Origin of the sequence: Micromonospora sp. CV4, from assembly GCF_003667455.1 — a bacterium.
Classification (GTDB): domain Bacteria; phylum Actinomycetota; class Actinomycetes; order Mycobacteriales; family Micromonosporaceae; genus Micromonospora.
This window is the reverse complement of the sequence record NZ_RCVI01000225.1, coordinates 1-23,517: the sequence shown is the minus strand read 5'-3', so window position 1 is coordinate 23,517 and position 23,517 is coordinate 1. Positions and strand designations below refer to the sequence as shown.

Sequence of the window (23,517 nt, the reverse complement as noted above, 5' to 3'; positions counted from 1 at the left end):
GGGTGATCAGGTTGGCGACCGATTCGGGCAGTAGGAGCTTGCTAGCGTGGGTCGGTGCGTACCGTGGAACTGGTCTGCTCGGCCGGGTTGGACGGCGCGGTCCGGTCCGCCTGGGACCGGTTGGCCGCGGCGGGGCTGCCCAGCCTGGCCCGCAACACCCACCCGACCAACCGGCCGCACCTGACCCTCGCCGTGGTGGATGAGTTCCCGCCCGGGGCCGAGCACCGCCTGATCGAGCTGTTCGACGCGGCACTGCCGGCGCCGGTCACGCTCGACCGCATCGTCGTCCTCGACGGCAGTGCCCCGTTGGTCTGGCTCGTGCGACCCGCGCCGGCGCTGACCGCGCTGCACGCCGCCGTGTGGGGCGTCCTCGCCGACGCGGACGGGCACCGGCCCTGGCACGCCCCGGGCGCGTGGGTGCCGCACCTGAGTCTGGCGCTGCGGTTCCGCGACGCGGACCTGCGGCTGGCCCGTGCGGTGGCCGGTGGTCAGCGACCGACCGGCGAGTTCGTGCAGGCACGGAGCTACGACGGCACGGACCGCACCGTGACACCGCTGACCGCTGGCTCCGGCTCCCCCCGTCGCGCATGACGTTGACTAGGCTCCCGCCATGCAGATCATCGAAGGCGCCGGGGTGTGGACGTCCCCCTCGGGGGCGGCCAACGACTGGGTGGAGCACCTGAGGGTGCCGGACCTCTCGGTGGGGACGTACTGCATTCCCGCCGGTGGCGTCGACGATCAGAGCCCGCACACCGAGGATGAGATCTACGTGGTCACCGCAGGCCGGGCCCGGATCGTGACGCCGGACGGTGCGGCAGAGGTCGGCCCCGGTTCGGTCATCTTCGTGCCGGCGGGCGAGGAGCACCGGTTCGACGAGGTGACCGAGGACCTGGCCCTGCTGGTGGTGTTCGGCCCGGCGTACGGCTCGCGCTCGCCCGGCGGTGAGCCGCTCGGCTGACCGCGACGACTCCGATGACGGCCGGGGTCGCACGCCGGCGCCGGCGCCGCCGGGCTGGACGGCCCGGGTGCCGCACACCGGGCCGTCCAGAACACAGCTGCGTCAGCGGTAGAAACGCAGGTAGTCGAACTCGGCGGTGACCGGAGGCTCTGCGCCGCCGTGCGCGACCAGCCCGATCCGCGGGGTGGGGTCGGCCGGGAAGGTCCACACCGCACCCCACGTCCAGGTACGCCCGTCCCGGCTGGAACCGGCCCGGAACTCGTGCTCACCGGAGACCGGGTCGACGTGGTGCGCCAGCCGCAGCCAGGTGGTGGTGGCCGGGGTGCCGACGATGCTGCCGCCGTACACCGGCTGGCCGGCGAAGGGCAGCTCGTAGCCGTACTCCACCTGCCGGGTGTTCCAGATCGCCACCTGGGCCAGCCGGGCGAACCGGTCGTCGTCCACGTACGCGACCAGCCCGGCCTGCTGGTAGTTGCGGACCGTCTCCTCGCCCAGGTTCAGCGTCACCTTCGTCTCCACCACGTAGTCGCCGCGCGGCGCGTCACGCAGCAGCACCCCGGCGGTGTTGCCGGTGCCGGTGAGGTCGGCGGCCTGCACCGGCCAGCGCAGCGCGCCGCCGCCGACGGTGGCCGCCGGGTCCTCGCGCACCCACTGCCAGTCGCCGTCCAGCCCGTCGGCGAACTCGTCGGAGTACGCCCGCAGCGGCGCGCCGACCCGGGGCTCGGGCACGGCCCGTCGAGCCGGCTCGTACAGCCGGGCCACGCTGACGTTGTCGAACACGACCGGGCCGCCGCTGGCGGCCAGTCCCGGTCGACCGGCGACCGGGCGGTCCAGCCGCAGCGACACCACGGCGAGCTGGTCACCGAGCCGGGCCGGGCTCAGCTCGGCGACGAGCTGCCGCCCCCGTACCTCGATGGCCAGGTTGTGCCGGTCGGCCAGGTCGATCCCGGCGGGCAGCGGCGCGGTCGCGCGCCGGTCGCCGTCACGGGCCACCAGCCGGCCGCCGGCCGCGTCCACCCGGACCTCGACCCGGTCGCCGAGGGTGATCCCGGCGGTGGTCGCGCCGGTCAGCCGCAGGTCGGCCTCCGCCCGGACGTCCCCGCCGATGGTGGTACGGCTGGTCAGCGCGCCGCTGCCGGTGAGCTGGCCCTCGGTGGCCCGCCATTCGCCGGCGGCACGTCGCCAACCGGCCAGGCTGGCGGTGTCGAACCGGTCGTCGATCCGGCCGGTGGTCACCGGCGCGGGCCGGTTGCCCTCGGACGGGCCGGCGCCGGCGTTCACCGTCGGCCAGCCGTCGATCCAGTCCAGCCGGTCCAGCAGCATCGGGCGTTCGTTGATGCCGAACGGCTCGTCCAGGTACGGGTCGGCGCGGTCGATCGCGTGGTAGACGATCCAGTCCTGGCCGGACAGGTCGGTGAGGAAGCCGTTGTGTCCGGTGCCGATCCACCGGTTGCCGTTCTGGGTGAGCACCGGCGTGCCGCCGGCCCGGGACGCGGTCAGCGCCACGCCGTCGCGGTCGGTGAACGGGCCGCGCGGGCTGCGCGCGCGTCCCACCTGGACGGAGTAGCCGGTGGCCGGGCCGGCGCAGCAGTTCGCGGTGGAGGCGAAGAGGTAGTACCAGCCGTCGTGGCGCAGCACGTAGCTGCCCTCGAACTTGTTGTCGATGGCCACCAGGGTCGGTGTGCCGACCGCGGTCAGCCCGTCCGGGCTGAGCTCGGTGACCGAGATGCCGCCGTAGTAGCTGCCGTGGTAGAGGTAGCTGCGACCGTCGACGTCGGTGAACTGGCTGGGGTCGATGGTCCACAGGTAGCCACCACCACCGCCGGGACGCGGGGCGACGACGGGCTCGGCGGCGAAGGTCCACGGTCCCGTCGGGCTGGGCGCGGTGGCCGCGCCGATGGCGTAGTCACTGCCCTCGGTGGAGACGGTGGTGTCGGTGACCGTCACGTACATGACCCAGCGGTCGCCGAGACGGCGCACATCCGGGGCCCAGAACGCCGCCCCGGCCGCTGCGTACGGTGGGCGCTGGTCGGGGCCGAACGCGTCACCCACGTACGTCCAGTCGACCAGGTCGGCCGAGCGGGCGGTGGGCACCCGGTGGAACTCGTGCTCGCCCTCGCGCAGCGGGTCCGTGGTGCCGTAGGCGTACCAGAAGCCGTCGTCGCCGCGGACGATCACCGGGTCGGCGAAGGTGTCGCCGACGGCGGCGGAGATCGGATTGCGGTAGCGGGTCGGGCTGTCGGCGCTGGCCGCGGGTACGGGTGCGGTCGCGGCCAGGATCAGACCGAGCGCGGCGGCGAGCGCGCCGCCGCGGCGGAGGTGTCGCATGTGGACCTGCCTCGGGGGAGTGGGCGGTGTGTCGACATGGTTCGGTGCGTGCCCCCGTTTCTACAACGATGGATACAACGTTGTAAAGAGCGGGCCGTGCCGCAGAGTGGTTCAGTCCGAGGCGTGCACGGCGGCCAGGTAGGCGAGGGCCTCCGCGCTGCGACCGCCCGGCGCCGGCGTACCGACCAGCAGTTGCTGACCTGGCGCGTCGCGGACGTCGAAGGTCTGGTAGGTCAGCTCGATCCGCCCGGCGTCCGGGTGGTGCACGACCTTGAACATGCGGGTCAGGCCGCCCACCGTCTGGTCGTCCCAGAGCGAGCGGAATTCGGGTGAGGCCTGCCGCAGGTCGGCCACGAGCGCCCGGATCTGCTCGTCGTCCGGAAACAGGCCGGCGTTGAGCCGCATGGCGTGCACGACATTCTCCGTGAGGGTCGGCCAGTCCGGGAACACGCTGCGCGCCTCCGGGTGCTGGAACAGCACCCGGACCATGTTGGCGGTGCCCGCGAACGGGGACAGCAGCGCCGCCGCGACACCGTTGGTGGCCAGCACGTCGAACGCCGGACTGAGCACGTAGGCGGCGGAGGTGGGGAAGGCGTCCAGCAACCGCAGCAGCTCGGGGTGGACCGAGGCGCGGGAGCTGCCCGGGCCCAGTGCGGGGTTGAGCCCGGCGACACGGAAGAGGTGGCCGCGCGCGTCCGGGGTGAGACGCAGGGCCCGCCCGATCGCGTCGAGCACCTGTGGGGACGGGTTGCGTTCCCGGCCCTGTTCCAGGCGCGCGTAGTAGTCGACGCTCACACCGGCCAGCACCGCGATCTCCTCGCGGCGCAACCCCGCCACCCGGCGGTCGCCGCCGCCGCGCAGCCCGACATCCCGAGGGTCGACTCGGGCGCGCTGGGCTCGCAGGTACGCGCCGAGACGGTTGTCGGTAGCGGGCATTCCACCAGCCTAAAACCCTGCTCCGGGGCCTGCCAGGGTGCGGTGCTCCCTGGCAGTCGCCCGCTGCCGTGCCCTCGGCGTCCCGCGGGCGCTGGCCAACCGGCGCGGGCCGGGACCGCGTCGTACCTGGGTGCGCCGGTACCAGGAAAGCGCGCCCTTCCCGGGCCCCCACGCCAGCAGGATGGTTGGGCACACCAGGCACCAACCGGACCAGGAGCAGCAATGACCAGCCCGGACTCCAAGATCGTTCTTATCACCGGCGCGAGCAGCGGCATCGGTGCGGCCACGGCCCGCCGACTGGCCGCCGACGGCCATCACGTCGTGCTCGGCGCCCGGCGCGTCGACCGACTCTCCGCACTCGTCGCCGAACTGCGCCTCGCAGGCGGCACGGCCGAGTACCACCAACTCGACGTGACCAGCCGGGACAGCGTGAACGCCTTCGTCACCGGCGCCCACGACCGGTACGGCCGCATCGACGTGCTGATCAACAACGCCGGCGTGATGGCCCTGTCCACGCTCGACGCGCTGCGGACCGACGAGTGGGAGCAGATGATCGACGTGAACCTGCGCGGCACGCTGCACGGTGTCGCGGCCGCCCTGCCGCTCATGCGGGCCCGCGGCACGGGCCACATCATCAACATCGGCTCCTCCGCCGCCTACCGTGTCGACCCGACCGCCGCGATCTACTGCGCCACCAAGTACGCGGTCCGGGCGCTCACCGAGGGACTGCGCCAGGAGAGCAGGACGTACGGGTGACGCTCGTGAGCCCCGGCTACACGCACTCGGAACTCACCGAACACGGCGGCGACCCGCAGATCCAGTCCGCAGCCCGCGCCGCGTCCGAGGAACTCGGCATGCCGGCCGCCGCGGTCGCCGACGCCATCGCCTCCGCGATCGCGCAACCCGACACCGTCGACATCAACGAGATCATCATGCGGTCCACCGCGCAGGCCTGACCGACCACGACAAGGGGTACGACCATGAGCGAAGCGCTCGAAATGACGACGTTCCGGCTCGTCACCGGCCTCACCGGGGCCGACTTCGTCGCCGCCAACGAGGACATCAACACCTACCTGCGGCGTCAGCCCGGGTTCCGCTGGCGTCGCATCACCGAGGACGACGACGGCCTGATCACCGACATCGTGGCGTGGGACTCCGCCAGCGACGGCCGGCGCAGCGCCGCGGGGATCATGACCGAGATGGTGGACTCCCCGGTGCACGCGACCATCGACCAGGCCACCGTCGACTTCCGGATCGTTCCGGTGCTGCAACACGTCACCTGACCACGTCCCTCGCGCCGCTCCCGTCCCCGCACGCCTGGTCGTCGGCCCCTGACGGTGCCGTTCGGCCCACCGGGCGCGCCGACGCCCGGACCCGGCCCGGGGATGCCAAGGGGCGATGATGGGGCGATGAACGCTGTCACCGAGGGCCGGGGCATGGCCGAGCTGGCCGCTCTGCTGGCCGACGGCACCCGGGCCGGCATCTGCCTCGCGCTGCTCGACGGCCGGGCCTGGACCGCCGGGGAGCTGGCCCGGCGGGCCGGGGTCGCTCCGTCGACCGCGAGCGACCACCTCACCCGCCTCGTGCGGGGTGGGCTGCTCGTCGAGGAGCGCCAGGGCCGGCACCGCTACCTGCGGCTGGCCGGGCCGGCGGTGGCCCAGCTGATCGAGAGCCTGGCCGGGCACGCGCCGGCCCCGCCCGCGCCGACCGGGTCGCTGCGGGCGACCACCGCCGGCGCCGCGCTGGCGTACGCCCGGACCTGCTACGACCACCTCGCCGGGCGCCTCGGCGTGCTGATGTACGACGCGCTGCTCGCCGACGGGCGGCTGGACCGGGCCAGCGGGCTGACGCTGACCCCCGAGGGGTGGGCGTGGGCGGCCGGGCTGGGCGTGCCGGTGGACGTGCTGCGTACCGCCCGCCGCCCGGTGGTCCGCGACTGCCTGGACTGGACGGAGCGCCGGCCGCACCTGGCCGGGGCGCTCGGCGCGGCGCTCTGCCGTCGCTTCACCGAGCTGGGCTGGACCACGCGGGCGACCGGTCGAGCCGTCCGCCTCACCCCGACCGGCCGGTCCGCCCTGGCCGAGACCCTGGCCGTTCCCGAACACGTCCTCGCGCCCACCCCGGCGCCGCAGCTCACCGGCGGCCGCGCCTGATCCCTGGGTCGCGGGGTCAGACGCAACATCATGGATGTCGTGGCGTCCCCCGGCGTGGAGGCCACGACATCCATGATCGAGCGTGATCATGGCCGCCCAGCGTGGCGGGCGCGCGCGGGGCGTGCGTGCGGCGGGGCGGGGTGCGGCGCGGTGGAACAGTTCGGTGAGGGGCGAAGGGTCGGCGTCCTACGGTCAGGCGGTGACTGATGCCTGGCCTGTTGTCCCGCCCGCAGCCGGTGTGCCGGCCTGCGGGCCACCCACGTTCGAGATCGGCGGCGCGTGGTGGGTCACCCGGCACGCCGACGTCCGGACGGCGCTGACCGACCCGGCCTTCCGGGTGCCGGCCGTGGACACCGGAGCGCCCGGCACCCTCGCCTGGCTGCGCGGCACGGTCAGCCGGTTCAGCCCGCCCGAGCGGCACACCGAGCGCAGGGTGATCGGGGTGACCGCGCTGTCCGCGCTGGACCCGGACGAGCTGCGGCAGGAGGCGACCCGCCGGACGGCCGGCGCCCTGGATCGCGCCGGTGAGCACCTCGACGTCATGCGCGACCTGGCCCGACCGGTGCCGCTGCGGATCCTGGCCGGGCGGCTCGGCTTCTCCGATCCGGTCGCTGCCGGGACGGCGGTCGGGGCCGTCGCCGCCGCGTACCACCCGGGGGCTGACGCGACGCTGGTCCGGCGGGCCGACCGTGCGGTGGCGACGCTCCTGGCCCTGTCGCCGCCGGCCGGGCCGGAGGTGCGGGCGAACCTGATCGGCCTGCTGGTCCAGGCGTGCGACGCGACCGCCGGCCTGATCGGCGCCGCCGCTCACCACCTGCTCGCCACGCCCGACCGCCGCGCGTCCGGCGTCCCGCCGCTCGCCGGGGTGGGTACCGCCGACCTGCTGGCCGAGGTGTTGCGACTCGACCCGCCGGTGCGGGCCACCCGACGGGTCACCGTCGCCGTGGCGCGGCTGGGCGGCCGGGACCTGCCGCCGGGCAGCCCGGTGCTGCTCCGGTTCGACGCCGCGAACCGCGACCCGGAGGCGTTCGCCGAGCCGGCCGCGTTCCGGCCCGGCCGGCCCGGCGCCGGGCTGCTCACCTTCGGCGCGGGGGAGCGCGGCTGCCCCGGCGACCGGCACGCCCTGGCCCTCGCCACCGGGGTGTTCGACGTGCTGCGCGAGCGGTGCCTGCGCACCGACGCGGCGCTGCGCCACGCGCCGCACCCGACCCTACGAGTTCCGGCGACCCTGGAGGTGAGCGTCCGATGACCGACCGCCGTGCGGCGTTCCGCGCCCTGCACCACACCGGCCGTCCCCTGCTGCTGCCGAACGCCTGGGACCACGCCTCGGCGGCGGCGCTCGCCGCGCGCGGTCATCCGGCGATCGGCACCACCAGCCTCGGGGTGGCCGCCGCCGCCGGCCGACCCGACGGAGCGGCGGCCACCGGCGCGGAGACGCTGGCCCTGGCCCGCCGGCTGGCCCGGCTTCCGGTGCTGCTCACCGTCGACGTGGAGGCCGGGTTCGCCGACGATCCGGCAACGGTCGCCGGGTACGTGGCGGAGCTGGCCGGGCTCGGCGCCGTCGGGATCAACCTGGAGGACGGGCGCGCCGACGGCACCCTCGCCGATCCGGAGTGCACCGCCGACAAGATCGCGGCGGTGAAGGCGGCGGTGCCGGACCTGTTCGTCAACGCCCGCACGGACACCTGGTGGCTCGGCGTGACCGACCCGCTGCCGCAGACCCTGGCCCGCGCCCGTGCCTACCGGGCCGCCGGCGCCGACGGGATCTTCGTGCCCGGCGTCGTCGATCTACCGACACTGCGCATGCTGACCGAACGGATCGACGCGCCGCTGAACGCGCTGTACCAACCGGGCGGGCCGGGGCCGGACGAGCTGGGCCGGGTCGGCGTGGCCCGGGTCAGCACCGGCTCGCTGCTGTTCCGGGCCGCGCTGGCCGCCGCCGTGGCCGCCGCCGACGCGGTCCGCGCCGCCGGGTCCACGGCGCCGCCGGAGCTGCCGTCGTACGCCGAGGTGCAGGGCCTGGTGCCGGCGGACGGCGGTTGATCGTCGCCGTCGGCCACCGGCGGCGGGTTCGTCACCCCGCGACGCACCTGCCGCCGCCTCGGCCCCGCCGCTCCCTTCGAGGCAGATAGGAGGATTGTTCGGTCCATTCCCGTCCCGATGATTACGGTGTGTTCAGGGCGAACTACCAACAGTCGTGACCGGAGAAGGGACCCCCGTCATGCGAGTGCCCAGCCGTAGTCCGGGACAGCAACCCCGTCCGTCCGTGTCGCCCACCGCCCCGGCTCGTCGGCGGCCCTCCGGCACCGCGCCCCGTCGCCTCCCCGCCACCGCCCCGGATCTCGCCGCCTACCGGGAGGCCGTCGCCGACCTGCTGGTCGAGGTGGGCGCCCTGGCCGACGCGGCCAGCACCCGGGCCCGCCAGGTGCTCATCGACGAGCGGCTGCGTGAACCGGCGCTCGCCGCGGTGCTCGACGCCACCCCGCAGGGGCTGATCGGCGCGCGCGAGACGCTGCTGCTGGAGATGGCGCGCTACCAGCCGAACGAGCGCACCTCGGCGCGTGACCTCACCGCGCTGGTCCGGATCTACCTGCTCTCCCGCATCGACGTGCTGTGGTGGCAGGACGCCCCCACCTTCGTCACCGACGACCAGGTCAACGGCAGTGCCGACCTGGTCGACCTCGAATGGCTGCGGCGGCGCGACCTGTTGAGCTTCCGCTACCAGGAGCAGCCCGCCACCATCCTGGGCCGGGCCGCGCGGGGACTGCGTCGCCGGCTGCGGCCGGACGCCACCCCGCGCACCGCCGGGCTGCTGTTCCGGCGTGCCCGGCGGGAGGTCGTCGCGCTGCTGAACGACATCGGGCGGGAGTTCGCCGCTGCCGCCCCACCGGCCACCCCGCCACTCTGGGTGACGAGTCTGGTCCGCAGCACCGAACACCAGTACCGGCTGCGCCGCCTGGGCTACGCCGCGATGCTGCCCAGCGGGCACTGTCTCGGCTACTCCATGGATGTCGAGCTGGCCTGGTACGAGCGCTTCGGCGCGCGGGAGGCGCTGGCGGAGCTGCTGCTGGCCCGGCAGGAGAATGGCGAGGTCAGCGTTATCGACGAGGGCCAGGCCTGGCATCTCTGTCTGGCGCCGACCGCCCGGCGTCGGCTGCGCCGCGCGTACGAGACCGAGATGGGGGCCTGAGTCGATGTGCGGTATCGCGTTGAGCATCGGCCCCGAGGCCGACCCGGCGACCTTCCGGCGGATGCTCAGCGTCCTCGCCTCCCGCGGCGAGGTCACCGAGACCCGCTCCGAGAACGGGCTGCTGGCCGGCACCCGCCGGCTGCGGGTGGTGGACCGGGACCGGGCGGTGCAGCCGTGGACCTCGGCCGACGAGCGCTGGCTGCTCTGCTTCAACGGCGAGATCTTCAACCATCGCGAGCTGCGCGTGCAGCTGACCCGGCTCGGGCAGGTGTTCCGCACCGAGAGCGACACCGAGGTGCTGCTCGCCGCGTTCGAGCAGTGGGGCGAGGCGGCGGTGACCCGGCTGCGCGGCGAGTACGCCTTCGCGGTCGTCGAGCGCGGCACCGGCCGGGCGTACCTGGCCCGCGACCCGCTCGGGGTGAAGCCGCTGTACTGGTCGCGGCGGCCCGGTTGCCTGCACCTCGCCTCGGAGGTCAAGGCGCTGGTCGGGCACGGCGCCCCGATCGCCGAGGTGCCGCCCGGGCACCACGGCTGGGCGGATTCGGACGGCCACGTGCGGCTGCGCCCGTACGTGGACCTGCTCACCCTCGGCGACGGACTGCCGGTCATCGACGACCCGGACGAGGCCGCCCTGCTCGTCCGTGCCGCGCTGACCGACGCGATCCGGATGCGGGTGGAGACCGACCTCACCGTCGGGGTGGTGCTCTCCGGCGGGCTGGACAGCTCGTTGACCCTGCGGCAGGTGCGGGACATGCACCCGGACTGCGTGGCGGTCACGGTCGGCGTGCCGGACAGCCCGGACGTGGCGTACGCGCGGCGGTTCGCCGCCGACCTGGGCGTGCCGCACGAGGTGATCGAGCTGCGCCCGCGCGACCTCCGGCTCACCGACGTGCGCGAGGCGATCCGGATCTCCGAGCTGACCGAGTACGGGGACATCATCAACGCGGTGGTCTCGGTGCCGATCTTCCGGCGGCTGCGCGCGCTGGGCATCAAGGTGGTGCTCACCGGCGACGGCTCCGACGAGCTGTTCGGCGGGTACCCGATGTACCGGCAGGTCGACCCCGTCGCGTCGCGCCGGCTGTTCCTGCACCGGATCCGCAACCTGTGCCGGACCGAGTTGCAGCGGGTCGACCGGGCGGCCATGGGGCACGGTGTCGAGGCCCGGGTGCCGTTCCTCGACCTCAGCGTGGTGGAGCTGGCGATGCGCCTGCCGCTGGATTTGAAGCTGCGCGACGGGCAGGAGAAGTGGATCGTCCGGAGAGCGTTCGCGGACGTGCTGCCGGACTACATCCGCCGCCGGCCGAAGAACCCGATGTCGTACTCCAGCGGCCTGCACGAGCGGGTCCGGCTGTACAAGCCACTCTTCGCCCGGCTGCACCGCGCGTTCGGCTACGACCTGCTGGAGCCGGTCCGCCGCGACTTCGACACGGTGCTGAGCCGGTGCGGCAACGACCTCGACCGGGCCATCGCCGACGGGCTGAGCCGACCCGACTACACGGTCCTGGAGCACGCCCGGGACCTGGTCGGTGCGGCGAAGTGGAACGCCGCGCCGGTGGTGCGCCGGCTGGTCGGGCCCCGGCCGCCCCGCCGGTCGCCGGTCGGCTGACCGCTCGCCTCCCCACGGCGAACCGCACCGGGGACGGACCGTTGCGCGCCCAGCGCCAGGTCCGATCGCCGCCAGCATCCGTGCCGTCGTCGGGCGAGGCTGGACGCATGACGACCACCACGACCTTCCGCGTCCGCGCCCTGCCGGCCGCGACGCTCGAAACCGTCCGACGCACCGGTCGGGACGCCGCCGACCGACCCGTCGAGGCGCTTGTGGCGGGCGGCGGGGAACCGCTGCGTTGCTGCCTGCGCGACGCCGAGGCCGGGGAGTCCCTGCTGCTCTTCGGGTACGCGCCGCCGGGCGCCGCCGGCCCGTACCGGGAGGTCGGCCCGATCTTCGCGCACACCGCCGCCTGCCGGGGTCCGGAGCCGGCCGACGGCCACCCGCCGGCCTGGCGGGGGCGACCCCAGGTCCTGCGGGCGTACGACCGGAGGGGCCGGATCCATGGCGGCCGGCTGCACGACGGCACGGACCCGGAGACGGTGATCGCCGAGCTGTTCGCCGACCCGGCCGTGCACCAGCTGCACAGCCGCAACGTGGTGTACGGGTGCTTCATGTTCGCCGTGGAGCGGGCCGCCGGGTGACGCCGACCGGCCGGCGTCGGCGCTCAGCTCACCAGCAGCGCGCCGACCGCGGCGAGCGTGCCGGTGACGGCGAGCAGGACGCTGGTCACCACGAACCGGGTCACCGGCACCGCCACCCCCGCCGCCCGGCACCGCTCGAACCACAGCAGGGTTGCCAATGAGGCCCAGGGGGCGGCCAGCGGCCCGATGTTGGTGCCGATCAGCAGCGCCAGCAGGCGGGTCCCGTCACCGGTGCGCAGCACCGACTCGCCGGCCAGGTACGCCGGCAGGTTGTTCACCGCGTTGGCCAGCAGCGCCCCGGTGCCACCGGCGCGCAACGCCCCCGCCGCCCCGCCGTCGGCGCCGAGCAGACCGGCGACCAGGTCGTCCAGCCCGTGCCGGCCGAGGGTCTGCACCACCAGGAACAGGCCGGTGACGAAGAGCAGCAGCCGCAGCGGCACCAGCCCCGGGCGCAGCGTCGAGCGGGAGCGGACGACGAACCCGAGCAGCACCAGCGCGAGCGCGACCGTGGACGCGAGGGCGATCTCCACGCCGGCGAGGATGCCGGCGACGAAGAGCAGGCAACCGGCGAGCGCGGTCCGGTGCAGCACCGGATCGGGCGGCACGTGGGGGGCAGGTGGAAGGAAGCGCCCGCCGGCCGGCCGGTCCCGCCGCCACCACGCGAACCAGAGCAGCGCCATGGTGAGGGCCACCGCAGCGAGTTGCGGCAGCGCCATCCGCTCCGCGTAGGCCAACGGCGCCAGCCCGACCCGGTCGGCGGCCAGCAGGTTGGTCAGGTTGGACACCGGCAGCAGCAGGCTCGCGGTGTTGGCCAACCAGACCGTGGTCACCGCGAGCGGGCCGGCCGGGACCCGCAGGCTGCGGGCCAGCGCGATCAGCACCGGGGTGAGCAGCACGGCGGTGGTGTCCAGGTTGAGCACGAGGGTGGTCAGCGTGGCGAGGCCGCCGCAGAGCAGGAACAGCGCCGCCCAACTGCCCCGGGCGGCCCTGGCCAGCCGGCTCGCCAGCACGTCGAAGACGCCGGCGACGGCGGTCAGCTCGGCCAGCACGATCACGGTCCCGAGGAAGAGCAGCAGCGGCAGGACCCGGTGCAGGGTGGCGGTGGTGTCGGCGCGGGGCAGCAGCCCGCTCAGCGCGCAGACCGCGCCGGCCACGGCGAGGAACACCGCCACCAGGTCGAGCGGATGGGGACGCCAGCGCGTGGTCGGCTCGGGCGGGGCGGGCGGGGCGGGCGGCGCGCCGACGGCAAGTGTCACGTCGAATCACGCTGACACAAGGTCCGGCCGGCCGCCTCCGCTGCGGCCGCCATGGTGACCGGTCCCACCAGCACCGACGCCGTCCACGCGGGCCAGCTGAGATCAGAGGCGGACGGAATCCGACAGACCGCACCGGCGCGGTGGACAACTGTCGATCGGTCCCATAGCGTCCAACGGGTATGCGCAGGACCCTGCCGGCCGTCACGACGGCCCTGCTGCTCGCCCTCACCTCCTGCACCACACCGGGGTCCGGAGGGCCACCGCGCACCGGGCCGCCGCCGGTTGCTGGGGCCACGCCGACCGCGTCCCGGCAGGACGCCGCCCAGGCCGAGCAGACCATGGCCAGCCTGCGCCGGGTCGACGACCTGCCGCTGTACGAGATGACCTACGTCGGGGCGTACGACCCGACGGTGGGCACCGACGCGACCCCGCCCAGCCCGTTCGGCTGCTCGCTGTTCGTCGCCGCGGGCGATCCCGCCCGGCCCCTGTTCGCCCGCAACTTCGACTGGGACGCCAACCCCGCGCTGGTGCTGCGGACCGATCCGCCGGACGGCTACGCGGCCATCTCGCTGGTCGACATCTCCTACCTCGGGGTCGGCGCGGACCCGGCCGGCGACCGGCGGCTGCTCAACGCGCCGCTGCTGCCCTTCGACGGGATGAACGAGCGGGGTCTCGCGGTGGGGCTAGCCGCCGACGACGCCGCGACGGCCCGCCCCGACCCCGGCAAGCCCACCGTCGGCTCGGTACGGATCCTGCGGCTGGTGCTGGACCGGGCCGCCACCCTCGACGAGGCGATCGCCGTGTTCACCCGGCACAACCTCGACTTCGACGGCGGGCCGGCACTGCACTACCTGCTGGCCGACGCGACCGGCGCGTCGGCCGTGATCGAGTTCGTCGACGGTGAGCTGCGGGTGGAGCGGGGCACGGGCGGTTGGCAGGCGCTGACCAACGTGCCGGTGGCCGGGGTTCCCGAACAGCGCCGGCGCGAGGACCGCCGGTACGGGCAGATCGCCGGCGCGCTGACCGAGGCCGGCGGAGTGCTGGACGCCCCGGCGGCCCACCGGGTGCTCGCTGCCGTCCGCCAGGGGCACACCCGCTGGTCGGTGACGTACGGCCTGCGCAGCGGCGAGGTCCGGCTGGTCACCGCGACCGGCGGCGGCGAGCGGCGCTACCAGCTGCCGATGAGCTGACGTCCCCGGCGTACGCGCCCTGCGACGTGGCCGGGCCCGGCCCCCGGAGATCGGGGACCGGGCCCGGCGTCGTGCTCGGTGCCTGTCAGTTCAGTGCTCGGTGCCTACCAGCTCAGGTAGCTGGGCTGGGTCTGCACGTTGAGCTCCTTGTACTTGACCAGCTTGGCCGACCAGGTGCGCCAGTCGTTCAGCTCCAGGACGTCCAGGCCCTTCACCATGTCGTTCGAGTAGATGTGTCCGTTGTAGTAGTACGCGGACCAGGTGCCGCCACCGACCATCTGGTCGGCCGAGAGCGGACCGCGCTCCCAGAAGGCGATCTCCTTCGGGTTGGACGAGTCGGTGAAGTCCCAGACCGAGATGCCGCCCTGGTACCACGCCTGGACCATGATGTCCCGCCCGAGCACCGGGATCAGCGAGCCGTTGTGCGCCACGCAGTTCTCGGTGTCCGCGTTGTTGCGGGGGATCTTGTAGTAGCTGCGGAAGTGCATCGTCCGAGCGTCGCCGCGACCGGCGATGTCGTAGATGGCGTCCGCGCCCCGGTTCGGGCCGATGGCCTCGTTGCAGGTCGCCGCGCCGCCACCACCCAGCTCGTCGGTGAAGATCACCTTCGTGCCCTTGTTGTTGAACGTGGCCGAGTGCCAGAACGCGAAGTTGACCGTGTCCCGTACTCGGTTGATCACCCGGGGCGCCTCCCGGTTCTTGATGTCGAGCAGGATGCCGTCACCCATGCACGCGCCGGCGGCCAGGTCCTTGGCCGGGTAGACGGTGATGTCGTGGCAGCCGGTGGTCGCCGAACCGGTGCCGCTACCCGGGAAACCACCGTCCGGGAACAGGTTCGGGGCGGCGATCACCGAGGCGTCGGTCGGCTTCTGCACCGGCACCTTGATGATCGAGATCGAGTCGTGCGGCGGCTGGCAGTCCGGGAACTCGGCCCGCGGGCTGTACGACGAGACGTACAGGTAGACCGTCTTGCTGCTCTTGCCCGGCACCAGGGTGTGGGTGTGCGAGCCGCAGGCCGTCTCCACGGACTTGACGTACCGCGGGTTGGCCTTGTTCTTGATGTCGAAGACCTTGATGCCCTCCCAGGACCCCTTCACATCCGCGCCCTGCGCCGTGCTGTTGCAGGAGTCGTCGCTGCGGGACGAGTCGGTGGAGAGGAAGAGCAGGTCACCGTGGACGGAGATGTCGTTCTGCGACCCCGGGCAGAGCACCCGGGACACGACCTTCGGCGCGCTGGGCCGCGAGATGTCGTAGATGACGAAGCCGTTGTAGTTGCCGGCGAACGCGTACTTGCCCTGGAAGGCGATGTCGCTGTTGGTCGAGTCCAGGGGAGCCACCTTGGGCAGGTTGGCGATCTGGCGCAGGTTGGGGCTGCTCACGATCTCGTCGACGCCGGGGATGGTGTTCGCGGCGGCGGTGACCGGGGCCGACTGCGGCACGGTCTGAGCGTTGCTTGCCGGCGCGACGAGGACGCTGGCGACGAGCAGCCCGGTCGCGGCGAGGCCCACGATCCGGAGTTGTCGTAACCGTGGCATGTGGAGTCTGATCATCGGCGAGGCCCTTCGCAAGGGGGAGACGATGGTCGACACCTTACCGCCCGATGAGGAGCATCGATGTGATCTGGGTCACATCGAATCGTTCTCCTCAATGGATAACATCGCGATGACCTCGACCCCAGGGAGTGGCCCATGACCAGTCGGCGCACGCGGACCCTGGCACTCGTCACACTGGCGCTCGTGCTGCCGCTGATGGCCTTCATCCTGGCCCGTGCGGGCGGGGACCCCGAAACGGGCGCCGCGCAGCCGGTCTCCGCGCCCGCCACCTCGACACCGGCGGCCAGCCCCGTTCCCACCGACCTGACCGTCATCGTGCCCGGCCGACCGGGCGAGTCGGCGGCCACCCGCCCGGCCCACGAGGTCCGCGACGCCGGCCCGGCCCCGCACAACTCGCTGGACGTCATGTTCGTGCGGATGATGATCCCGCACCACGCGCAGGCGCTGGAGATGGCGGAGCTCGCCCCCGACCGGGCCACCGACGCGGACATCCGCGCTCTCGCCGACCGCATCCGGGCCAGCCAGGGCCCGGAGATGGGGTTCATGCGCGGCTGGCTGCAGACCCGCGGCCTCACGGCCGAGCTCCAGGGGCACGACCACAGCGCCATGCGGGGCATGCAGTCACCGGAGAAGATGCGGCAGTTGGCCGCCGCGCGCGGCGCCGACTTCGACCAGCTCTTCGTCCAGATGATGACCGAGCACCACCAGGGCGCCATCGCGTTGGCCACCGACCTGCTCACGGTCGGCTCCGACCTGACGCTCAGCGAGTTCGCGAACTCGGTCGCCACCGAGCAGACCGTCGAGATCGACCGCATGCGCGAGGTCCTCGGCAACTGAGCCGGCCCGCCCGGCAGCTCCGGCCCCGACAGATGAGGCCGCTCGACACGTACGCTGGGTGACCGTGAGACGCACGATGTTCGGTCGCCCGCTGCGCGCCGTCGCCTTCGACGTGGCCGTCTCCGGTCTGGTACTCCTCGTCGGCGTGGCCGGAGCGGCGAACCAGCCGGGCGGCTGGGCCGCCACCCTGGTCGGCGTGGGGATGGCGGTGGCTGTGCTGTTCCGCCGCTCCCGTCCGGGCGCGGTGACCGTGGTGGTCGCGGTGCTCGCCCTGGTCCAGGTGGCCGCCCAGTGGGGGCCGCTCCCGTACGACGTCGCCGTTCTGATCGCGCTCTACAGCGTGGTGAAGTACGGCGAGCGGCTGCGCGACGGCGTACTCGCCGGTGCGGTCGCGGCCGTGGGCGTGGTGCTCGCCGCCGTCCAGACCCGGAACGTCGTCAACTGGTGGGCGATGGCGCTGTGGTACGCGCTGGTCACCGGCGCGGTCTGGCTGGTCGCGCTGAACGTGCGGACCCGCCGCCTCTACGTGCTCACCCTGGAGGAGCGGGCCAGCACCCTGGAACGCGAGCGGGAGGCCGAGTCCCGGGCGGCCGTCGCCGAGGAGCGCACCCGGATCGCCCGCGAGCTGCACGACGTGGTGGCGCACAGCATGGCGGTGATGATCGTCCAGGCCGACGGCGCGCGGTTCATGCTGGACCGCGACCCCGAGCAGGCGCGTACCGCCGTCAAGGTCGTCGCCGACACCGGCCGGCAGGCGCTGGAGGAGATGCGCCGGCTGGTCGGCGTCCTGCGCGACGCCGGCCCGACCGGCGCGGGCGGGCCCGCGGTGGGCGCCGACCCGGAACACCGCCGGCTGGCCCTGGCCGAGCTGCCCGACCTCCTGGCCCGGTTCCGCGACGCCGGGCTGCGCATCCGGCACACCGTCGACGGCGAGCCGCCGGCGCTCCCACCCGGTTTGGAGTTGACCATCTACCGCGTGGTGCAGGAGGCGCTGACCAACGCCCTCAAGCACGCCGGCGTCGGCGCCGAGGTCGAGCTGACCGTCGCGTACACCACGGACGCCGTCGTGGTCCGGGTGGTCGACGACGGCCAGGGCCGGCCGGTGGTCAGCCCGGCTCCGACCGGCGGTCACGGTCTGCTCGGCATGCGCGAGCGGGTCACGGTGTACGACGGCAGCCTCACCGCCGGCGCCCGCCTGGCCGGGGGCTGGCAGCTCGAAGTCCGGCTGCCGCTACCGTCGGAGCCCGCAACGGAGGTGATCGCGGCATGACGGTCCGGGTGGTGATCGTGGACGACCAGGCGCTGGTGCGCGCCGGGTTCCGGATGGTGCTGGACTCCCAGCCCGACCTGGAGGTGGTCGGGGAGGCCATCGACGGCGCGGACGCGCTGCGGGTGCTCGCCCGCACCGAGGCCGACGTGGTGGTGATGGACATCCGGATGCCGACCATGGACGGGGTGGAGGCGACCCGGCGGCTCTGCGCCGACCGGCCCGCCGGCCCTCCCCGGGTGCTGGTCCTGACCACCTTCGACACCGAGGCGGACGCGTTCGCCGCGTTGCAGGCCGGGGCGAGCGGCTTCCTGCTCAAGAACGTCCCGCCGGAGGAGTTGCTGGCCGCGATCCGGGTGGTCGCCGAGGGCGACTCGGTGGTCGCCCCGTCGATCACCCGGCGGCTGCTGGACCGGTTCGCCGGCCAGTTCGGCGCCGGCCCCACCGCCGACCCCCGGCTGGCGCAGCTCACCGAGCGGGAGCGGGAGGTGCTGCTGCTGGTGGCGCAGGGGCTGTCCAACGCGGAGATCGCCGCCAGGGTGCACGTGGCCGAAGCCACGGTCAAGACCCACGTCGGGCGGATCCTGGCCAAGCTCCAGCTGCGCGACCGGGTCCAGGCGGTGGTGCTGGCGTACGAGAGCGGGCTGGTAACGCCCGGCGGCTGACCCCGCGTACGACCTGAGTCGTACCGGCGGGCGGGCGCACCGCGACCCGGGACGCACCCAGGTCGAGCGCGCAGGTGGAGATCGACTGACCCGCGCCGGCCATAGCGTCAAAAGGGTCCGATCCGCACCCTGACCGGGGAGCCCACATGTCCCTCGCACCTCCCGACCACGCCGGCAACGGCGTCGCGGTCACCGCCCGTGGCCTGGAAAAACGGTACGGCAGTGGCCCCGCCGCGGTCGTCGCGCTCGACGGGGTCGACCTGGACGTCGCCGCCGGCCGGTTCACCGCCATCATGGGTCCGTCCGGCTCCGGCAAGTCGACGCTGATGCACTGCCTGGCCGGACTGGACCGGCCGAGCGCCGGCTCGGTCGGGATCGGCGCGGCCGACCTCGGCCAGCTCGACGACCGGCGGCTCACCCTGCTGCGCCGCGACCGGGTCGGCTTCGTCTTTCAGAAGTTCAACCTGCTGCCGGCCCTGACCGCCGAGGAGAACATCGTGCTGCCGCTGGCCATCGCCGGCCGGCGGCCCGACCCGGCCTGGCTGCGTCAGGTGGTGGCGGCGGTGGGGCTGGCCGACCGGCTCCGGCACCGGCCCGCCGAGCTCTCCGGCGGTCAGCAGCAGCGGGTCGCGGTGGCCCGCGCCCTGATCACCAAGCCGTGGGTAATCTTCGCCGACGAGCCGACCGGCAACCTGGACTCGCGCTCCGGGGCCGAGGTGCTGCGGCTGCTGCGGGAGGCCGTCGACACCCTGAACCAGACGGTGATCATGGTGACCCACGACCCGTTGGCCGCCGGGCACGCCGATCGGGCGGTCTTCCTGGCCGACGGGCGGCTGGTCGGTGACCTCGCCGCGCCCACGGCCGAGCAGGTGCTGGACACCCTGGCCGCTCTCGACCCGGCCCGCCCCGTGCCGGCGCGGGGGCGGTGACCGCGATGATCCGCCTGACCCTGCGCTCACTCCGCGCCGAAGCCCTGCGCATGCTGCTGTCCGCGCTGGCCGTCGTGCTCGGTGTCGCGTTCATCGCCGGCACCCTGATCCTCGTCGACGGCATGCGTTCCGGCGCGTACGACCGGGCGGGCACCTTCGACCGGCACACCGACCTGGGCGTCTACCCGACCGGCGACCGTCCGCTGCCCGCCGGCCTGGTCGACCGGGTCCGGGCCGTCGACGGGGTGGCCGCCGCCGCCGGCGAACTGACGGGCACCGGCGGGATCGTCGGCACCGACGGCCGGCCGGTCCTCGGCTTCGCGGTGCTCGCCGCCATCCCCACCGAGGACGCCCTGCGCTCGTACGACGTGGTCGCCGGCCGGCTGCCCGACCGCGCCGGTGAGGTGGTGCTCGACGCGCCGACGGTCGCCGAGGAGGGCTTCACCCTCGGCGCTCCGGTCCGGATCGGCGGCACCGGCGGCGCGGCCCGCCCGTACACCCTGGTCGGCACCGTCGACGTGGCCGACACCGCACGCGACATCGGTGGTCCGTTCATCGGCCTGGTCGGGCCGGACGCGCTCGCGGTCACCGGCGAGCGCGGGTACGGCCGGATCATGGTGGCGGCCTGGCCCGGGACCTCCGCCACGGCGGTGGCCGACCGGGTGCGCAGCGTCGCGGGAGGCGACACCACCGTGAAGAGCCGGTCGCAGATCCTCGACGAGGCCGTCGACGACGCGGTTCGTGGCCTGGACCAGTTCACCATGTTGCTGATGATCTTCGTGGGTGTCGCCGTGGTGGTGGCCGGCTTCGTGATCGCCAACACCTTCGCGATCGTGCTGGCGCAACGCACCCGGCGAACGGCGCTGCTCCGGCTGGTCGGCGCCACCCGGGGGCAGGTCTTCCGGTCCACCCTGCTGGAGTCGGCGGTGGTCGGGGTGGTGGCCTCCGCGCTGGGGGTGCTGCTCGGGTTGGCCCTCGCCGGCGGGATGCGGCTGCTGCTGTCCCGGCTGGACGTGCCCGTCTCCGGCGGGTTGACCGTGGCCGGGTCGACCGTGCTGACCAGCCTGCTGCTGGGCACCGTGCTCACCGTCGGCGCCGCGCTGCTACCGGCCTGGCGGGGCACCCGGGTCGCCCCGGTGGCCGCGCTCACCGACGCCGCGGTGCAGCCCAGCCGGGGCGCCGGTCGGCTCCGGCTGGCCCTCGGCGCGGTGGTGCTGGCCGCCGGCGTCGCCGCGCTCGCCGGCGCCGCCAGCGCCGGTCAATTGCTGCTGGTGGCCGTCGGCGGGGTACTGGCCTTCTTCGGGATCGTGCTGTTCGGGCCGGTGCTCGTGCCGGCGCTGGTGCGAATCCTCGGCTGGCCGGCACGCCGCCTGGCCGGGGCGACCGCGGGACTGGCGGTGGCCAACGCGGTCCGCAATCCGCGCAGGGTCGCGGCCACCGCCACCGCTCTGGTGATCGGGATCGGACTCGTGTCGGCGTTCGTCGTCGGCGCGCGCAGCACCAAGGACGGCATCGAGCGCAGCGTGGACGCCCAGATCGGGACCGACTTCGTGGTCAGTGGCATCGGCCAGGACCTGCCCGCCGCGCTCGCCGGTGAGCTGGCGGCGCGCCCCGAGCTGGGCGTCGTGCACGAGCAACGCAGCACGGTGACCGCCGGCGTCGAGGTCCGCGCCGCCCACCCGGCGCTGGTCGGTCGGACGTTGACCGGCGTGCTCACCGGCGACGTCGGCCGACTCGGACCGGGGCAGGTGCTGGTGCGGCGCGAGCTGGCCCAGGCGCGCGGCTGGCAGGTCGGCTCCCCGGTCACCGTCCGGGGGCGACCGTTCCGGGTGGCCGCGGTGGTCACCGACGACACGCCCGCCAGGGGAGTGCCCGCCGGACACGTCATCGACATGGCCGACGCGGACTTCGCCGTGCTCTTTCCCGGTCAGCGAGGCTTCCTGGCCGAGATCGACCCCGCCGCCGGGGTGGGCGCCGAGCGGGCCCGGGACGCCATCGAGGACGTGCTGGGCCGCTACCCGACGGTGAACCTGTTGGACCAGGGCGCGTACAAGAAGATGCTCACCAGCACGGTGGACATGCTGCTGGCCTTCGTCACCGCGCTGCTCGGCCTGGCCGTGGTGATCGCCCTGGTCGGTGTCGCGAACACGCTGAGTCTCTCGGTGGTGGAGCGCACCCGGGAGAACGCGGTGCTGCGGGCGGTCGGGCTCACCAGGGGTCGGATGTGGGTCATGCTCGCCGTGGAGGCGGTGCTGATGACGTTGGTCGGCGCCATGCTCGGGATCGGGTTGGGCACCGGGGTCAGCGCGTCCGCGATGGCCCTGTTGGCCCGCCTCGGCGGCGAGTTCCACGTGGTGCTGCCGATCGGTCAGCTCGGGCTGATCCTCGGCGTCGCGGTGCTGGCCGCCCTGCTCGCCTCGGTGCTGCCGGCCCGCAGGGCACTGTCCCGACCGGTCGTCGAGGCGCTCGACGACCAGTGACCGGCGCCGGCGCGGACGGACATCCGCCGGCCGGCCCCGCCGTCTTCCCCGGCGGCGGGACCGGCCAGCGGTGCCGGGTCTACAGGCGCTCGACCACGGGGCCGGCGCACCGGTTGCGGGTGTCGAAGACGTAGCGGGCGTGCCGGACCACCAGGTCGTAGTCGAAGCTGTCGTGGTCGGTGACCACCACCACCGCGTCCGCCGCCTGGACCTCACGCTCGGTCAGCCCGACCACGGTCACCCCGGCGGGGATGTGGTGCGCCTCGGCGTACGGCTCGACCGCGTGGACCTCGGCGCCGAGGGCCTGCAACCGCCGGGCCACGTCGACCGCGGGGGAGTCCCGCATGTCGCCGGTGTTCTTCTTGTACGCCAACCCGAGCAGGAGCAGCCGGGCGCCGCTGACCGACCGGCCGCCCCGGTTCAGCCCCGCCATGATCCGCTGCGCGACGTGTTCGGGCATCTCGTGGTTGACGTCGTTGGCCAGCTCGATGAACCGGAACTGTCGGCCGAGGCGTCGCTTGACCTGCCACGACAGGTAGCACGGGTCGATCGGCAGGCAGTGCCCGCCGACGCCCGGCCCGGGGCGGAACGGCAGGAAGCCGAAGGGCTTGGTCTCCGCCGCGTCGATCGCCTGCCAGACGTCGATGTCCAGGTGGTGCGAGAGCATCGTCAGCTCGTTGATCAGCGCGATGTTGACCTGCCGGAACGTGTTCTCGATCAGCTTGGTCAGCTCGGCGACCCGGGTGGAGTCCACCGGTACGGTGCGCTCCACGAGACGCCGGTAGAACCCGTCCACCCGGGCCAGCGACGCCGGGTCCACGCCGGACACCACCTTCGGGGTGTTCTCCAGCCGCCAGGTCGGGTTGCCCGGGTCGATCCGCTCGGGGCTGTAGCCGAGGTGGAAGTCGCCGGGGCTGTGCAACCCGCTGGCCGACTCCAGCAGGGGCCGCAGCAGCTCCTCGGTGGTGCCCGGGTAGGTGGTGGACTCCAGGATCACGGTGCTGCCCGGCCGCACGTACGGGCCGATGCCGATGCCGGCCTGCTCGACGAAGCTCAGGTCGGGCGTGCCGTCGCGCAGCGGGGTGGGCACCGTGATGACGCAGATGTCGAAGCCCTCGGCGTCGGTGTACTCGGTGCTCGGGTGGTACCGGCCGCTGCCCAGCGCCCGGCCCAGCCGGTCGGTCGGGATGTCCTCGACGAACGACTCGCCGGAGGCGAGCCGCTTCACCCGGTCTGCGTCGACGTCGAGGCCGACCACGTCCAACCCCGCCTCGACGGCGCGCATGGCCAACGGCAGTCCGACGTACCCCTGGCCGATCACGACCAGCTTCTCAGCGCTCACCCGGGCTCCCGCGGCAGATGGTGGAAATGACCTGCTGAGAGCCTAGAGAGGTCTTCGGCGACGTAAGTCCGTTTTGGGGAAATCGGTGCTGGTGGGGCTAGCGCACCAGGTGGATCCGCTCGCCGCCTCGGCCGGGGCGAAGCCGGTGGTGAACAGCGGGCGGCGCCGGCCGGCTCAGCCGGCCGGCAGCGCCTCGGGGTCGGCCGGCGGGCTCGTGGTGGTGGGCGGCGGGTCGCTCGGGGG

22 protein-coding genes are annotated in these 23,517 nt (G+C 73.9%); 17 read left to right on the top strand and 5 right to left on the bottom strand.

Going from position 1 to position 23,517, the window contains the following annotated elements; genetic code table 11:
• Positions 1-54: 54 nt before the first annotated feature.
• Together EAD98_RS09705 and EAD98_RS09700 are read left to right on the top strand one after the other, a co-directional pair.
• Positions 55-591 (top strand): 2'-5' RNA ligase family protein, encoded by a 537-nt coding sequence (locus EAD98_RS09705; protein WP_121653719.1) that lies wholly within the window; start codon positions 55-57, stop codon positions 589-591.
• 19 nt (positions 592-610) lie between these two features.
• Positions 611-958, top strand: a complete 348-nt coding sequence (locus tag EAD98_RS09700) for a cupin domain-containing protein (RefSeq protein WP_121653718.1) — start codon at positions 611-613, stop codon at positions 956-958.
• Positions 959-1,060: 102 nt separating this feature from the next.
• Here the strand turns inward: EAD98_RS09700 and EAD98_RS09695 are convergent, their stop codons facing one another.
• Both EAD98_RS09695 and EAD98_RS09690 read right to left on the bottom strand, forming a co-directional pair.
• Complete coding sequence (locus EAD98_RS09695) at positions 1,061-3,286, bottom strand: family 43 glycosylhydrolase (protein ID WP_121653717.1); 2,226 nt, start codon at positions 3,284-3,286, stop codon at positions 1,061-1,063.
• Between the two features lie 111 nt (positions 3,287-3,397).
• The gene (locus tag EAD98_RS09690; RefSeq protein ID WP_121653716.1) at positions 3,398-4,222 is read right to left on the bottom strand and encodes a helix-turn-helix domain-containing protein; all 825 of its coding nucleotides are present in this window, start codon (positions 4,220-4,222) and stop codon (positions 3,398-3,400) included.
• Positions 4,223-4,444: 222 nt separating this feature from the next.
• Here EAD98_RS09690 and EAD98_RS09685 point away from each other — a divergent pair, with 222 nt between their 5' ends.
• The 9 genes from EAD98_RS09685 to EAD98_RS09650 all read left to right on the top strand — a co-directional run bounded on the left by EAD98_RS09685 (position 4,445) and on the right by EAD98_RS09650 (position 11,755).
• Positions 4,445-4,978, top strand: coding sequence for an SDR family oxidoreductase (locus EAD98_RS09685; RefSeq protein WP_233583774.1), 534 nt, complete (start codon positions 4,445-4,447; stop codon positions 4,976-4,978).
• Positions 4,975-5,178, top strand: a complete 204-nt coding sequence (locus EAD98_RS31515; protein WP_233583773.1) for a hypothetical protein — start codon at positions 4,975-4,977, stop codon at positions 5,176-5,178. The genes EAD98_RS09685 and EAD98_RS31515 overlap by 4 nt, the downstream gene beginning before the upstream one ends.
• A gap of 24 nt (positions 5,179-5,202) precedes the next feature.
• Positions 5,203-5,505 (top strand): hypothetical protein, encoded by a 303-nt coding sequence (locus tag EAD98_RS09680; RefSeq protein ID WP_121653715.1) that lies wholly within the window; start codon positions 5,203-5,205, stop codon positions 5,503-5,505.
• A gap of 126 nt (positions 5,506-5,631) precedes the next feature.
• Positions 5,632-6,375: a helix-turn-helix transcriptional regulator gene (locus EAD98_RS09675; protein ID WP_121653714.1), complete on the top strand. Its 744-nt coding sequence runs from the start codon at positions 5,632-5,634 to the stop codon at positions 6,373-6,375.
• Positions 6,376-6,574: 199 nt separating this feature from the next.
• Entirely contained in the window at positions 6,575-7,624 is a 1,050-nt protein-coding gene (locus EAD98_RS09670; protein ID WP_233583772.1) for a cytochrome P450, read from the top strand.
• Positions 7,621-8,418, top strand: a complete 798-nt coding sequence (locus EAD98_RS09665) for an isocitrate lyase/phosphoenolpyruvate mutase family protein (RefSeq protein ID WP_121653713.1) — start codon at positions 7,621-7,623, stop codon at positions 8,416-8,418. The genes EAD98_RS09670 and EAD98_RS09665 overlap by 4 nt, the downstream gene beginning before the upstream one ends.
• Before the next feature lie 178 nt (positions 8,419-8,596).
• Complete coding sequence (locus EAD98_RS09660) at positions 8,597-9,565, top strand: DUF5715 family protein (RefSeq protein WP_121653712.1); 969 nt, start codon at positions 8,597-8,599, stop codon at positions 9,563-9,565.
• 4 nt (positions 9,566-9,569) lie between these two features.
• Positions 9,570-11,171, top strand: a complete 1,602-nt coding sequence (locus tag EAD98_RS09655) for an asparagine synthetase B (RefSeq protein WP_121653711.1) — start codon at positions 9,570-9,572, stop codon at positions 11,169-11,171.
• A gap of 107 nt (positions 11,172-11,278) precedes the next feature.
• Entirely contained in the window at positions 11,279-11,755 is a 477-nt protein-coding gene (locus tag EAD98_RS09650) for a DUF1203 domain-containing protein (protein ID WP_121653761.1), read from the top strand.
• Positions 11,756-11,778: 23 nt separating this feature from the next.
• Here the strand turns inward: EAD98_RS09650 and EAD98_RS09645 are convergent, their stop codons facing one another.
• Positions 11,779-13,011: an SLC13 family permease gene (locus tag EAD98_RS09645; protein WP_121653710.1), complete on the bottom strand. Its 1,233-nt coding sequence runs from the start codon at positions 13,009-13,011 to the stop codon at positions 11,779-11,781.
• Positions 13,012-13,190: 179 nt separating this feature from the next.
• Here EAD98_RS09645 and EAD98_RS09640 point away from each other — a divergent pair, with 179 nt between their 5' ends.
• A complete protein-coding gene (locus tag EAD98_RS09640) occupies positions 13,191-14,201 on the top strand; it encodes a linear amide C-N hydrolase (protein ID WP_121653709.1) in 1,011 nt (336 codons plus the stop codon).
• Positions 14,202-14,305: 104 nt separating this feature from the next.
• Here the strand turns inward: EAD98_RS09640 and EAD98_RS09635 are convergent, their stop codons facing one another.
• Positions 14,306-15,751 carry an LVIVD repeat-containing protein gene (locus EAD98_RS09635; RefSeq protein WP_121653708.1) on the bottom strand — a complete coding sequence of 482 codons (1,446 nt, stop codon included), beginning with the start codon at positions 15,749-15,751 and terminating at the stop codon, positions 14,306-14,308.
• Positions 15,752-15,889: 138 nt separating this feature from the next.
• Between EAD98_RS09635 and EAD98_RS09630 the strand changes: the two genes are divergently transcribed.
• The 5 genes from EAD98_RS09630 (at position 15,890) to EAD98_RS09610 (ending at position 21,932) form a co-directional block, all read left to right on the top strand.
• Entirely contained in the window at positions 15,890-16,591 is a 702-nt protein-coding gene (locus tag EAD98_RS09630; RefSeq protein WP_121653707.1) for a DUF305 domain-containing protein, read from the top strand.
• Positions 16,592-16,649: 58 nt separating this feature from the next.
• Positions 16,650-17,861, top strand: coding sequence for a sensor histidine kinase (locus tag EAD98_RS09625; RefSeq protein ID WP_121653706.1), 1,212 nt, complete (start codon positions 16,650-16,652; stop codon positions 17,859-17,861).
• On the top strand, positions 17,858-18,523 hold the full coding sequence (locus EAD98_RS09620; protein ID WP_121653705.1) for a response regulator transcription factor: 666 nt from the start codon (positions 17,858-17,860) through the stop codon (positions 18,521-18,523). Before EAD98_RS09625 ends, EAD98_RS09620 begins: the two co-directional genes overlap by 4 nt.
• A 146-nt stretch (positions 18,524-18,669) precedes the next feature.
• Positions 18,670-19,452 carry an ABC transporter ATP-binding protein gene (locus EAD98_RS09615; protein WP_121653704.1) on the top strand — a complete coding sequence of 261 codons (783 nt, stop codon included), beginning with the start codon at positions 18,670-18,672 and terminating at the stop codon, positions 19,450-19,452.
• Between the two features lie 5 nt (positions 19,453-19,457).
• On the top strand, positions 19,458-21,932 hold the full coding sequence (locus EAD98_RS09610) for an ABC transporter permease (RefSeq protein WP_121653760.1): 2,475 nt from the start codon (positions 19,458-19,460) through the stop codon (positions 21,930-21,932).
• A gap of 79 nt (positions 21,933-22,011) precedes the next feature.
• On the opposite strand, the gene EAD98_RS09605 is transcribed toward EAD98_RS09610, so the two are convergent.
• Positions 22,012-23,274: a nucleotide sugar dehydrogenase gene (locus EAD98_RS09605; RefSeq protein WP_121653703.1), complete on the bottom strand. Its 1,263-nt coding sequence runs from the start codon at positions 23,272-23,274 to the stop codon at positions 22,012-22,014.
• Positions 23,275-23,517 lie beyond the last annotated feature (243 nt).

What these genes read in the sequence shown, in the direction of transcription:
- EAD98_RS09660 (WP_121653712.1), top strand. Translation starts at nt 8,597, where the DNA reads ATGCGAGTGCCCAGCCGTAGTCCGGGACAGCAACCCCGTCCGTCCGTG.
- EAD98_RS09640 (WP_121653709.1), top strand. Translation starts at nt 13,191, where the DNA reads ATGCGCAGGACCCTGCCGGCCGTCACGACGGCCCTGCTGCTCGCCCTC.
- EAD98_RS09610 (WP_121653760.1), top strand. Translation starts at nt 19,458, where the DNA reads ATGATCCGCCTGACCCTGCGCTCACTCCGCGCCGAAGCCCTGCGCATG.
- EAD98_RS09675 (WP_121653714.1), top strand. Translation starts at nt 5,632, where the DNA reads ATGAACGCTGTCACCGAGGGCCGGGGCATGGCCGAGCTGGCCGCTCTG.
- EAD98_RS09695 (WP_121653717.1), bottom strand. Translation starts at nt 3,286, where the DNA reads ATGCGACACCTCCGCCGCGGCGGCGCGCTCGCCGCCGCGCTCGGTCTG.
- EAD98_RS09615 (WP_121653704.1), top strand. Translation starts at nt 18,670, where the DNA reads ATGTCCCTCGCACCTCCCGACCACGCCGGCAACGGCGTCGCGGTCACC.
- EAD98_RS09700 (WP_121653718.1), top strand. Translation starts at nt 611, where the DNA reads ATGCAGATCATCGAAGGCGCCGGGGTGTGGACGTCCCCCTCGGGGGCG.
- EAD98_RS09685 (WP_233583774.1), top strand. Translation starts at nt 4,445, where the DNA reads ATGACCAGCCCGGACTCCAAGATCGTTCTTATCACCGGCGCGAGCAGC.
- EAD98_RS09630 (WP_121653707.1), top strand. Translation starts at nt 15,890, where the DNA reads ATGACCAGTCGGCGCACGCGGACCCTGGCACTCGTCACACTGGCGCTC.
- EAD98_RS09620 (WP_121653705.1), top strand. Translation starts at nt 17,858, where the DNA reads ATGACGGTCCGGGTGGTGATCGTGGACGACCAGGCGCTGGTGCGCGCC.
- EAD98_RS09635 (WP_121653708.1), bottom strand. Translation starts at nt 15,751, where the DNA reads ATGATCAGACTCCACATGCCACGGTTACGACAACTCCGGATCGTGGGC.
- EAD98_RS09680 (WP_121653715.1), top strand. Translation starts at nt 5,203, where the DNA reads ATGAGCGAAGCGCTCGAAATGACGACGTTCCGGCTCGTCACCGGCCTC.
- EAD98_RS09665 (WP_121653713.1), top strand. Translation starts at nt 7,621, where the DNA reads ATGACCGACCGCCGTGCGGCGTTCCGCGCCCTGCACCACACCGGCCGT.
- EAD98_RS09655 (WP_121653711.1), top strand. Translation starts at nt 9,570, where the DNA reads ATGTGCGGTATCGCGTTGAGCATCGGCCCCGAGGCCGACCCGGCGACC.
- EAD98_RS09650 (WP_121653761.1), top strand. Translation starts at nt 11,279, where the DNA reads ATGACGACCACCACGACCTTCCGCGTCCGCGCCCTGCCGGCCGCGACG.
- EAD98_RS09690 (WP_121653716.1), bottom strand. Translation starts at nt 4,222, where the DNA reads ATGCCCGCTACCGACAACCGTCTCGGCGCGTACCTGCGAGCCCAGCGC.